The sequence below is a fragment of the Comamonas sp. genome, from assembly GCF_036666375.1.
GTDB lineage: Bacteria > Pseudomonadota > Gammaproteobacteria > Burkholderiales > Burkholderiaceae_C > Comamonas.
Window position 1 is genome coordinate 1 of sequence record NZ_JAVWWA010000015.1, and the last position, 12,059, is coordinate 12,059.

11 protein-coding genes are annotated in these 12,059 nt (G+C 65.5%); 10 read left to right on the top strand and 1 reads right to left on the bottom strand.

The window, feature by feature from the left end:
* The 9 genes from RR928_RS05660 to RR928_RS05700 all read left to right on the top strand — a co-directional run.
* Positions 1-495, top strand: a 495-nt coding sequence (locus RR928_RS05660; protein WP_332681735.1) for a DUF1365 domain-containing protein, incomplete at its 5' end; no start/stop codon positions are given.
* Entirely contained in the window at positions 492-1,760 is a 1,269-nt protein-coding gene (locus RR928_RS05665) for a cyclopropane-fatty-acyl-phospholipid synthase family protein (RefSeq protein ID WP_332534923.1), read from the top strand. The genes RR928_RS05660 and RR928_RS05665, both read left to right, overlap by 4 nt.
* Positions 1,757-2,332, top strand: a complete 576-nt coding sequence (locus tag RR928_RS05670; protein WP_442881439.1) for a chalcone isomerase family protein — start codon at positions 1,757-1,759, stop codon at positions 2,330-2,332. The genes RR928_RS05665 and RR928_RS05670 overlap by 4 nt, the downstream gene beginning before the upstream one ends.
* 15 nt (positions 2,333-2,347) lie before the next feature.
* Entirely contained in the window at positions 2,348-3,631 is a 1,284-nt protein-coding gene (locus RR928_RS05675; protein ID WP_332534921.1) for an MFS transporter, read from the top strand.
* Positions 3,628-4,185: a DUF3833 domain-containing protein gene (locus tag RR928_RS05680; RefSeq protein ID WP_332534919.1), complete on the top strand. Its 558-nt coding sequence runs from the start codon at positions 3,628-3,630 to the stop codon at positions 4,183-4,185. The genes RR928_RS05675 and RR928_RS05680 overlap by 4 nt, the downstream gene beginning before the upstream one ends.
* 5 nt (positions 4,186-4,190) lie before the next feature.
* Complete coding sequence (locus RR928_RS05685; protein WP_332534917.1) at positions 4,191-4,988, top strand: SDR family NAD(P)-dependent oxidoreductase; 798 nt, start codon at positions 4,191-4,193, stop codon at positions 4,986-4,988.
* Positions 4,989-4,992: 4 nt separating this feature from the next.
* A complete protein-coding gene (locus RR928_RS05690; RefSeq protein ID WP_332534915.1) occupies positions 4,993-5,439 on the top strand; it encodes a nuclear transport factor 2 family protein in 447 nt (148 codons plus the stop codon).
* A 257-nt stretch (positions 5,440-5,696) separates the two neighbouring features.
* On the top strand, positions 5,697-8,426 hold the full coding sequence (locus tag RR928_RS05695; RefSeq protein ID WP_332681738.1) for a bifunctional diguanylate cyclase/phosphodiesterase: 2,730 nt from the start codon (positions 5,697-5,699) through the stop codon (positions 8,424-8,426).
* Positions 8,427-8,443: 17 nt separating this feature from the next.
* Entirely contained in the window at positions 8,444-9,454 is a 1,011-nt protein-coding gene (locus RR928_RS05700; RefSeq protein WP_332534912.1) for a sensor domain-containing diguanylate cyclase, read from the top strand.
* Between the two features lie 9 nt (positions 9,455-9,463).
* Here the strand turns inward: RR928_RS05700 and RR928_RS05705 are convergent, their stop codons facing one another.
* Positions 9,464-10,387 carry a LysR family transcriptional regulator gene (locus RR928_RS05705; RefSeq protein WP_332534910.1) on the bottom strand — a complete coding sequence of 308 codons (924 nt, stop codon included), beginning with the start codon at positions 10,385-10,387 and terminating at the stop codon, positions 9,464-9,466.
* 83 nt (positions 10,388-10,470) lie between these two features.
* Here RR928_RS05705 and mdlC point away from each other — a divergent pair.
* Positions 10,471-12,059: benzoylformate decarboxylase (gene mdlC, locus RR928_RS05710; protein WP_332681741.1), on the top strand; the 1,589-nt coding region annotated here is incomplete at its 3' end.

Consider the following 12,059-nt stretch of genomic DNA (forward strand, 5'->3'; position numbering starts at 1 on the left):
TTTCCGCGCGTGCTGGGCTATGTGTTCAAGCCCGTGAGCTTCTGGTATGCGCACCGCGCCGACGGCTCGCTGGCGGCGGTGCTGGCCGAAGTCAACAACACCTTCGGCGAGCGCCATGCCTATCTGCTTGCCGGCGACGAACTCGACTGGGGGCTGGAGCAGACGGCGCGCAAAGTCTTTCATGTCTCGCCGTTCTGCCGCATCGAAGGCCACTACCGCTTTCGCTTCGAGCGCTCGGGCGCCGCCGCCGGCCAGCCGGCGCGCACGCGCGCCTGCGTCGATCTGCATGACGACATCGGCCCGCTGCTGCAGACCAGCGTCGCCGGAACGCTGCACACGCTGGACGCCGCGAGCCTGCGGCGCGCGTTCTTCGGCACGCCTTTGATGACGCTGGGCGTCATGGCCCGTATCCACTGGCAGGCGCTGCGCCTGTGGCGCAAGCGCCTGCCTTTCATTTCCAAACCCGCGGCCCCCGAACACTTCATATCGCGATGAACACCACCACTGCCCCCAACGCGGTCGCGGCCGCCCCCCGCCGTGCGACGGCCACCACAGAGCGCGTGCTGCGCCTGCTCGAACGTCTGCCCGTAGGCCAGCTCGAACTGCATCTGCCGGGCAACCATGTGCTGCGCCTGCCGCAGCATCCGGGCACGGGCGCCGATGGCGAGATGCCGCGCGCCCAGCTCAATGTGCGCGATCTGCGCATGTTCGATCGCGTCTGGAAATCGGGCGACATCGGCCTGGCCGAAGGCTATATCGATGGCGAATGGGATACGCCCGACCTGGCGGCGCTGCTGCGGCTGTGCATCGCCAACCGCGCGCACATCGAGGCCATGGTCTACGGCAGCTGGTGGGGCCGGCTGGCCTATCGCCTGCGCCACCTGCTGCGGCGCAATACGCGCGCCGGCAGCGAAAAGAACATCCATGCCCACTACGATCTGGGCAACGATTTCTACCAGCTGTGGCTGGACCCGAGCATGAACTACAGCGCGGCCTGGTTCGAAGGCCGCGACCCGCAGGGCGTGGACCTGCAGGCCGCGCAGCTTGCCAAGGTGCGGCGCGCGCTGCGCGAGGCGCGCGTGCAACCGGGCGCGCGGCTGCTCGAAGTCGGCTGCGGCTGGGGCGCGCTGGCCGAAGTCGCGGCCGGCGAATTCGGCGCCCAGGTCACGGGCGTCACGCTGTCGAAGGAGCAACTTCTGTGGGGCCAGCAAAGAGTGCGCGCGCCCGAGCTCGAGGGCCGGGCCGCGCTGCACTACCAGGACTACCGCGATCTGCCGGCGCAGTACCGCAGCGCGCCGTTCGATGCGATCGTGTCGATCGAGATGTTCGAGGCCGTGGGCCATGAGTATTGGGCCGGCTATTTCGACATGCTGCACGCCTGCCTCAAGCCCGGCGGCCATGCCTGCATACAGACCATCACCATCCGCGACGATCTGTTCGAGCGCTATCTGAATTCGACCGACTTCATCCAGCAGTACATCTTTCCCGGCGGCATGCTGCCCAGCGCCTCGGCGTTCGAAGCCCAGGCGCAACGCGCGGGCTTTGTCGTCGAGCAGCGGCTGGCGTTCGGGCGCGACTATGCGGAGACGCTGCGCCGCTGGCGCGAGGCGTTCAGCGCGCATCGCGGCGAACTGCAGGGCCTCGACTTCGATGAGCGTTTCGCGCGCATCTGGACGTTTTACCTGGCCTACTGCGAAGCCGCGTTCGACACCGGCAATACCGATGTCATCCAATTCACCCTGAGAAAGCCCCTGCCATGACTGCCGGCCGTCCCACGCGACGCACGCTGCTGCAGCAAGGCGGTGGCGTTCTCGCCGCACCTCTTCTTGCCATGCCTCTTACCGTCTCCGCTGCTCCCGTCCGGCCCGAGGAACTGCGCACCGATCTTCCCGATGCCCGCCTTGTCGGCACGGGCGTGCTGCGCTTCTTCGGCCTGCGCGTCTATGAGGCGCGCCTGTGGTCCGGCCCGGGCTTCGTGCCCGCGCAGTATGCGCGCCAGCCCATCGCGCTCGAGCTGCTCTATGACCGCAAGCTCGAAGGCCTGGCGATCGCCGAACGTTCGGTCGCCGAAATGCGCCGCATAGGTGCGTTCAGCGAAGAGCAGGCGCGGCAATGGCTCGCGCTGATGACCCAGGCTTTTCCCGATGTGGCGGCGCAGGACCGGCTGCTGGGGCTGAGCGACGGCCAGGGCGGCGTGCGCTTCTTCCACAATGCGCGCCAGACGGCACAGGTCCGCGATGCCGAGTACGCGCGGCTGTTCTTCGGCATCTGGCTCGCCGAGCAGACGTCGGCGCCCGCGCTGCGCAAGTCGCTGCTCGGGCTTGTGGACTGAGGCTGGGCTGCTGCGATGGCCACCGCCGTTCACGTCTCCCGGCAACTGCCTTGGCGCACGGGCCTGGCCTATGGCGCGCTGGCCGCGCCGCTGGCCTTCGTGTCGCTGCCGCTCTACGTGAACCTGCCGCACCATTACGCGAGCGTCGCCGGCGCGCCGCTCGCGGCGCTGGGTGGCGTGCTGCTGGCCACGCGCGCGCTCGATGCGCTGATCGATCCCGCGCTGGGGCGCCTGGCCGATCGGCTGTTCGCGCGCGGCCAGCTCCATGCCTGGTGGGCCGCGACGCTGGCCTGCATGCTGCTGGCGCTGGGCTTTGCCGCGCTGTGGCATCCGCCCCAGGGCAGCGAGACGGCGATGCTGGCCTGGCTCGCGGGTGCGCTGCTGCTGACCACGCTGGCGTATAGCGCGGTCTGCATATTGCATCAGGCCTGGGGCACGCGTTGGGGCGGGGCGCCGGCCTGGCGCGCGCGCGTCACGGCCTGGCGCGAAGGCGCGACGCTGGTCGGCGTGCTGCTCGCCAGCGCGCTGCCGCTGTGGCTGGGCTTTGACGCGACCAGCGCGCTGCTGGCGCTGGGCCTGCTGCTCGGGCTCTGGAGCCTGCGCCGCGTGCAGGTGGCGGCAGTCGCGCAGGCGTCGCCATCGGCCGACTTCTCGCGCAGCTCGCCCTGGGCGAATGCGGACTTTCGCTGGCTGATGCTGGTGTTCATGCTCAACGGCGTGGCCAGCGCGATTCCCGCGACGCTGCTGCCGTTCTTTGTCGCCGACCGATTGCAGGCGCCGCAGTGGCAGCCGCTGTTCCTGCTGGGCTACTTTGGCGCCGCGGCGCTGGGGCTGCCGCTGTGGGTGCGCGCGGTCGCGCGCTGGGGCCTGGCGCCAAGCTGGCGCGCGGGCATGGGCCTGAGCGTTCTGGCCTTCGTCGGCACGCCCTGGCTGGGCGCGGGCGATGGCGCGCTGTTCGCCGTGATCTGCGTGGCCAGCGGGCTGGCGTTGGGCGCGGACCTGGCCTTGCCGGCCGCGCTGCTGACCGGCGTGATCCACCAGGCGGGCGCGGGCGGGCGCGACGCAGGCCGCTATCTGGGCTGGTGGACCTGCGCCACCAAACTGAATCTTGCGCTGGCCGCAGGCCTGGCGCTGCCATTGCTGTCGTGGGCCGGCTACCGCAGCGGCAGCACCGACGCCGCCGCGCTTCAGGCCCTGGCCTGGCTCTACGCGGGCCTGCCTTGCCTGTTGAAGCTGGGCGCCGCGCTGGCGCTCTGGTTCGCCGAACGCCACAACCCCACCTGGAGATACACGACATGAAGCCATCCACATTTGCGCTGCCGCGGCGCGCGGCCCTGGGCCTGGCCTTGTCGGCGCTGCTCGCGGGCTGCGCCGGCCCCGAAGTCAAGGACTATGCGCAGGAAAAGCCCGTGCTGGATCTGCGCGAGTATTTCAGCGGCCCGCTCACGGCGCAGGGCATGTTCACCGATCGCTCGGGCAAGGTGGTCAAGCGCTTTTCGGTGCAGATGAGCGGCCGCTGGGACGGCGACAACGGCACGCTCGACGAGCATTTCGTCTACAGCGACGGCACGACGCAGCGCCGCGTGTGGCATCTCAAGCACCTGGGTGACGGCCGCTATACCGGGCGCGCCGACGATGTGATCGGCGAGGCCGTGGGCCAGAGCGCGGGAAATGCCTTCCACTGGAAGTACACGCTGGCCCTGCCCGTCGATGGCCGCGTGTGGAACGTCGATCTCGACGACTGGATGTACCGCATGGACGCGCGCGTGCTGCTCAATCGCACCGCCATGACCAAGTTCGGCCTGCACCTGGGCGACATCACGCTGGCGTTCGACAAGCCGCCCAAGGACTGACCACCATGCCTTTCTTCGGAGCCCCTCTCAACGCGCCCCTGCGCGACTGGACCGGCCGCTGGGTCTGGGTCATAGGCGCGTCTTCTGGCATAGGCCGCGCCACGGCCGCGGCGCTGTACAGCGAAGGCGCGCGCGTGATCGTCTCGGCCCGCCAGGCGCCCGCGCTCGCGGATTTCGTCGCCAGCCACCCGGGTTGCGTCGCGCTGCCGCTGGACGTGGGTGATCTGCAGGCCATGCATGCCGCGGCCGCGCAGGTGCGCTCGCTGGTCGGCCAGGGACAGGGGCTGGCGCTGCTGCTGTATTGCGCCGGCCACTACCGTGCGCAGAGCGCGACGGCCTTCGATCTGGCCGAGATGCAGCAGCATCTGGCCGTGAATTACGGCGGCGTGCTGCATCTGCTGGACGCCATGCTGCCGCAGCTGCTGGCCTCTGGCCAGGGCCATCTGAGCCTGGTCGGCAGCGTGGCCGGCTACCGCGGCCTGCCGATGTCGCTGGCCTACGGGCCGACCAAGGCCGCGCTCAACAATCTGGCCGAAAACCTCTATCTCGATCTGCAGCCGCGCGGCATAGGCGTGTCCATCGTCAACCCGGGATTTGTCGAGACGCCGCTGACCGCGCAGAACGCTTTTCCCATGCCCGGCCTCATCAGCGCCGACGAGGCCGCCGCGCGCATGCTGCAGGGCTGGGCGCGCGGGCGTTTCGAGATGAATTTTCCGCGCCGCTTCACCGCCTGGGTGCGGCTGCTGCGCTGCCTGCCAGATGCCTGGTACTTCGCCGCCGTGCGCCGCACCACCGGAGCCTGATCCCATGCCCACGTTTTCCTCCGACCCCCGACTGGCTGCCGTGGTGCTGGCCTATGAAGCGCTGCGCGCCGAGACCGTGCCCGCGCTGCTCGCGCTCTACAGCCCGCTGGCGCGCTTCAAGGACCCGTTCAACGAAGTCCAGGGCCGGGCCGCAATAGGCTGCGTGTTCGAACATATGTTCGCGACCGTCAAGGCGCCGCGCTTCATCGTGGACCAGGCCGTGAGCGAAGGCGACCAGGCCTTTCTGACCTGGGAGTTCCTGTTCGAGCGCGCCGGCGGTGCGCAGATGTGCATACGCGGCGCGACCCATCTGCACTTCGCGGCCGATGGCAGCGTGGACCTGCATCGCGACTACTGGGATGCGGCGCAAGAGCTTTACGCCAAGCTGCCGGTGCTGGGCGCGCTGATGCGCTGGCTGCAGCGCCGGCTGGCGGCGCGCCCGGCGCCGTGAGACCTGCCACGCGCAGTCGCCGATCGAGTCTTGCCTGCCGCCGCCAAAAGGAATCTTCTCCGCGAATCGATAGTTGCGCAAAATTTCCAAACGAGGAATTCAAGTTCTGGGGTTTGGCTTACGATGCCACTGCACTCGGAACACTAGGGCTGCGCCAGCGCGATTCAGAAATATTTGTCACGAAGGGTCCATCAGTGAAGCCCTGCGCATCCATCCCCTTGCAGTTGCGTTCACAAGTGATGCCCGAGGTCGATTCCATGGCCAATGCCAAGGCATTGGCGATTGCAGCGATCACCGCCTTGCTGGCCATGTGCATCCCCGTGAGCTACTGGATTTCAAGGAATCAGCTCGTGGAGCAGGAAGTGCGCTCGGAGATAGCCGTCGAGGTGGGGAATGTGAAATCCCTGCTGAGCAATCAGTTCAATGGATTTGATCTGATCACCCGCAGCGTCAAAGGCTTTCTTGACGCCTCGCAGGAGGTCACTGCGAGCGAGTTCCGTGCATTTGTGCGCTCGCTGAACCTGCAGGCGATTTCCCCGGGCCTGCAGGGTGTGGGTTTCGCAAAACTGCGCTCCGGCCGCAATGCGCAAAACAGTGCCATGCCGCTGTTTCGCGCACCGCAGCAGATGCATGAGGCAGCTCCTGCCGGTGTGCTGCGCACCCATGCGCCCATCATGTTCATGGAGCCGCTGGAAGCCAACAGGAATTCCATAGGTTTCGATATCTTCACTGTGGAACGCGCGCGCGCTGCAGCGGAACTGGCGGGCGAGACCGGCGATCTGGTCGCGTCCGAGAAGATATCGCTGGTGCAAGATGCGTCCGCCGCGCCGGTCGCGGGATTTGTGCTGTATCTGGCGGTTTACAGGGGGCTGAGCCGGTTGGAAGCGCCAGGAGCGCCTGAAGCCCCAAAAGCGCTGAGCGGCTGGGTGGATGTTCCTTTTCGCCTGGCCGATGTTCTCCAGCCAATCGCGGCGAGCCTGCCGCCAGGCTTGCAACTGGTGTTCTTTGAAAAGGAAGCCGGGGGCAGGGAGGTCTTACTGCATGGATTCCTGGATGGCGCGACGATTGATGCAACGCGAATTGTCGATTCCGAATTCTCCAGTTCGGACTATCTGCAATTTGGCGGCAGGAAATGGCACTTCAGGATAGACCCGACGACGAACTACGTAGGCGCGCAGCATACGGCAACGCATCACTGGATTGCCGCCATCGGCGCACTGCTGAGCATCTCCCTGGGGTGCATCGTCTTTCTGATATTGACATCGCGCAATCGCGCCGAGGCCTTGGCACTGCAGATGACCGCCAGCATGCGGGAGGTGACTGAAGACTTGAACGGCACACTGGACGCGATCCCGGATCTGCTGTTTGAAATGGACCTGGACGCACGCTATCTCGAACTGCGCGCCAGCAACAAAGCCGGTTTCATCATGCCGGCGGATCAGATGCTGAACCGCACGGTATGGGACATTCTTCCTCCCGCGGCCGCAGAGGTCGTGCATCGCTCCATACGCGAGGCAAATGCTTCGGGCAGAAGCACCGGCAGTCGTCTTGAAATCCCGCTGGGCGATGACACTCGCACCTTCGAGCTTTCGATCGCAAGAAAGCAGACTTTCAATGATGCCGCGCCCCGATTCATCGTTCTGTCCAGAGATGTCACTGAGCGCACGCGCGCGGAGCAGCAGGCCCAGCATCTGGCGTATTTCGATATTTTGACCGGGCTTCCCAACAGGCGGAATTTCCTGGCGTCGGCGCAAAAGATACTCGACGAGACCGGTATGCAGCAGGTTTTCGGCGCCGTGCTGATGATAGATCTTGACAAATTCAAGTCTGTGAATGACCAGTGGGGTCATCAATGTGGTGACGAGATATTGCGGCAGGCCGTTTCCAGAATCAGGAATGTGGTCGGTGACCCCCATATCCTGGCGCGGTTCGGCGGCGACGAATTGATTGTCATCCTGACAGGCTTGGGAGAGTTTCTCGCGCTGGCCAGGGCCGGCGCGGAAAAAATCTGCCAGGAAATATTGGCGCAGATATCGATGCCGATTGCTGTTGATCTCAGGGAGCATAGAATTTCAGCGAGCATAGGTATCGCGGTCTTTGATGGAGGCCAGAAATCCCTGGATGAAATAATCAGCGGGGCGGATTCCGCGATGTACCACGCAAAAAGCGATGGACGCAATGGATACAGGTTTTTCGACAGGGAGCTGCAGAAAGTCCTGGCGGAGCGCGTGGGTCTGGTGCAGGATATGCGCGCAGGACTTGTCGAAAATGAGTTTCATGTGCTCTATCAGCCCCAGGTGGGAGTGACAGGCAAGGTCCTGGGTGCCGAGGTTCTGTGCCGCTGGACCCATGCTGAAAAAGGTCCGATTCCGCCATCGCTGTTCATCGAGATGGCGGAAGGCAGCGGATTTATTTTTCAATTGGGACAATGGGTTTTGCGCAAAGCGTGTGACACCTTGTCGGCCTGGAAAACCGACCCTGATTTGTCAACACTCAGGCTGGCGGTCAACGTCAGTGCGAAACAGTTTCACCATCCGGATTTTGTGGGAAATCTGCTTTCCATCATCCATTCAACGGGGATAAATCCTGAGTTGCTTGAGTTGGAGCTGACGGAAAGTATTTTGGCTCAGGATGTCGACAGCATTGCTGAGAAAATGCGATTGCTGAAATCCATTGGGGTTTATTTTTCCCTCGATGACTTTGGAACTGGCTATTCTTCCTTGAATTACCTCAAGCGTCTGCCCTTGGATCAGTTGAAGATCGATCAGTCATTTGTGCGGGATTTGATGACTGACAGCGGCGACGCTTCGATTGTGCGCACCATCATATCGTTAGGGGAGAGCCTGGGCTTGGATGTGATTGCCGAAGGCGTGGAGACTTTGGCCCAGCATCAATTCCTGCTGGACAGCAGATGCAGGAGTTTTCAGGGCTATCTGTTTTCACGCCCGCTTTCATGCTTGGATTTTGTTGGTTTTGTTAAAACGTGAATTGAAATCGGCAGAAAATGATGGATGAAAAAACAAGAGACGATGAACTCCTGCCGCTTTGCAATGCCAGTGCCTTCGAAAGCATAGAGGAGGCTCACAGGGAACTGCTGCAATGCCTGAAGGAGCACATACCGTTTGCGCTATGGATGGTGACGACGCTCGAGGATGATGACTGGGTCGTGGTGCACAGCCTCGACAACAGTTATGGCGCCAAGCGCGGCAAGCTTTTTTCGTGGAGCGATACTTATTGCAAGCATATGGTGCGGGGTGACGGGCCCTTCTTCGCCGAGGATGCCCAGAAGATTGGCGTCTACCAGGCCGCGCCCATCAACCAACAGGTGGGATTGCCGATCGGCGCCTACATCGGCCTGCCCCTGTGGAAGGAAAACGGCGAGTTGTCGGGGACCCTGTGCGCCCTTGATCCCAGCCCGCAGCAGCCATTGACCTATGCGCAGAAATTCCTGGTCTGCACTGTGGCCCGGGCGCTGAGCACCTTGCAGATCAGCTATGCGGACGCCGAAGACTCGCGCCGCGAGGCCGAACGCCTGAAGTATGTTGCCGAGACTGATTTGCTCACGGGGCTTGCCAATCGCCGTGGTTGGGAATGGGCGCTCCACGATCAGGAAAATGCACTGCATAGAATCACTCAGAACTCGGCGATCATCATGATCGATCTCGACGATCTCAAGCTGATCAATGATTCTGGCGGGCATGAGGCCGGCGATGCCCATCTGCGTGCCGCCGGCACTTTGATTCGCAGCCAGTTCCGCGGCAAGGACGTGGTGGCGCGCATCGGTGGCGATGAATTCGCGGTTCTGGTTCCCAACACATCGAAGCGCGAAGCGCTGCAGATGGAGGAGCGGCTCAGGCAAGCACTGGCGCAGGCCGAGATCCGCGCCTCCGTCGGGTCTGCGCTCCGCCTGGCGTACGACTCCATGGAGGAGGCCCTGGCCGCAGCGGATGGGGCCATGTATGCGGACAAGGCCCTGCGCAAGCCCCGCCGCACCAGCAGCGCCGGGATGCTTTGACAGGCGGCGTCAGGTGCGCGGCATGGCGCGCTGCGGCTGGCTGAACAGCTCCTCGATGCAGGCGCGCAGCCAGACCTTGGCCGGCTCCTGGGAAAAGCGCCGGCTCCAGTGCAGCGAGACCTCGAAGCGGTGGTCGGGCAAGCCCGCGTCGACCACCGCATAGCCGCCGCCGCGCACGAAGCCCGCGGCGATCTCGTGCGGCATGATCACGGCCAGATCGGTCTGGCTCACGATCGACGGCACGGCCAGGAAGTGGGCCGCCGACAGCCGGATGCGGTGCGTGAGTTCGAGCGCCTGCAGGATGCGCAGCGTCTCCGAGTGCGAGCGCACGGCGACGAACTCGAGCTGGCGCAGCGCCTTGATGCCCAGACGCGCGTTCTGGCCTTTTTGCAGCAGCGCGTGGCCGCTGCGCAGCAGCACGCAGTAGTGGTCCTGCAGCAGCACGCTGCGCTCGGTGCTCAGCACGCCGGGCAGAAAGCCTATGGCCGCGTCCAGCGTGCCGCGGTCCAGTGCATCGGCGATGGCGTCCATGGGCAGGGGCAGCGTCTCTATGCGTATGCCCGGAGCGCGCGCGCGCAGCGCCGCCATCAGCGCGGGCAGGAAGCGGGCTTCGCCGATATCGCTCAGATGGATGCGAAACACCTGCTGCGCGGCGCGCGGATCGAAGTCCTGGGCTTCGCCCAGGCCGACTTCGAGGGCGGCCAGCGCCTCGCGCACCACCAGCGCCAGGCGCTCGGCGCGCGGCGTGGGGCGCACGCCGCCATGCACGCGCTCGAACAGCGCATTGCCCAGCAGCAGCCGCAGCCGTGTGACGGCCTGGCTCGCGGCAGGCTGCGACAGGCCCAGCTCCTCGGCCGCATGGCTCACGCTGCGGTGGCGGTAGACCGCATCGAACACGCGCAGCAGGTTCAGGTCCAGCCGGTTTATATCCATGGGATGAATATCTCTTAGATGGTTTATGCAGTTGCTGGAAATTATGACCGCGGGCACGATGCGCTGTACGCCAAGGAACCGAAATGCAAGAGACAACCCCCCAGAATTCCGCCCCCGATCCCAGCTCCTTCACCGTGCGCCACGCGGTGATCGACCTGCTGCGCCAGCTCGGCATGACGCGCATCTTCGGCAACCCGGGCTCGACCGAGCTGCCGCTGTTTCGCGACTACCCCGAGGACTTCTCCTATGTGCTGGGCCTGCAGGAGGCGGTGGTCGTGGGCATGGCCGACGGCTATGCCCAGGCCACGCGCCGCGCCAGCTTCGTGAATCTGCATTCGGCCGCGGGCGTGGGCCATGCGATGGCCAACATCTTCACTGCGTTCAAGAACCGCACGCCCATGGTGATCACCGCGGGCCAGCAGGCGCGCTCCATCCTGCAGTTCGACCCGTTCCTGCATTCGAGTCAGGCGGCCGAGCTGCCCAAGCCCTATGTCAAGTGGAGCTGCGAGCCGGCGCGCGCCGAGGACGTGCCGCAGGCGCTGGCCCGCGCCTACTACATCGCCATGCAGGAGCCGCGTGGCCCGGTGCTGGTGTCGATTCCCGCCGACGACTGGGACCACCCGGCCGAGCCTATCGCGGTGCGCGAAGTCGGCTTTGAAAGCCGGCCCGATCCGCGCGTGCTCGACATGATTGGCGCGGCGCTCGACGGCGCGCGCGCGCCGGCGCTGGTCGTGGGTGCGGCCGTGGACCGCGGCGCGGCCTGGGACGCGGTTGTCGCCCTGGCCGAACGCCACCAGGCGCGCGTCTATGTCGCGCCGATGTCGGGGCGCTGCAGCTTTCCCGAGGACCATCCGCTGTTTGCCGGCTTCCTGCCCGCGATGCGCGAACGCATCGTGCAGCTGCTCGGCGGCCACGACGTGGTGTTTGCCGTCGGCGCGGCGACCTTCACCTACCATGTCGAAGGCCAGGGCCCGCACATTCCCCAAGGCGCGGCGCTGTACCAGCTGATCGAGGACCCGGCCATTGCGGCCTGGGCCCCGGTGGGCACGGCGGCGATAGGCAATATCCGCCTGGGCGTGCAGGAGCTGCTCGCGCGCCCCGCGCCGGCCCCGCGCGCGGCGCCCGCAAGGCGTGCTGCCGCGCCGCGCGCCCAGCCGCCCGCAGCCGGCGAGCGCATGTCGGTCGCCTGGGCGATGCAGACGCTGGCCGAGGTGCGCGACCCGCGCAGCATCATTGTCGAGGAGGCGCCGAGTTCGCGCTCGACCATCCAGGCCCATCTGCCTATCTTCCATTCCGGCACTTTCTACACCATGTGCAGCGGCGGCCTGGGCCACAGCATGCCCGCGGGCGTGGGCGTGGCGCTGGCCGAGCCGGCGAAGAAAGTCATTGCCGTGATCGGCGACGGCTCGAGCATGTACGCCATCCAGGCGCTGTGGAGCGCGGCCCAGCTGCGGCTGCCGATCACCTTCGTGATCCTCAAGAACCGGCGCTACGCGGCGCTGCAGGAATTCGCCAAGGTGTTCGGCTACCGCGACGGCGAGAAGGTCGAGGGCACGGAGCTGCCCGACATCGATTTCGTGGGCCTGGCCAGGGCCCAGGGCTGCGACGGCGTGCATGTCGAAGATGCGCTGCAGCTGCGCGCCGTGCTCGAGGCGGCGATCGCCGCGCCGCG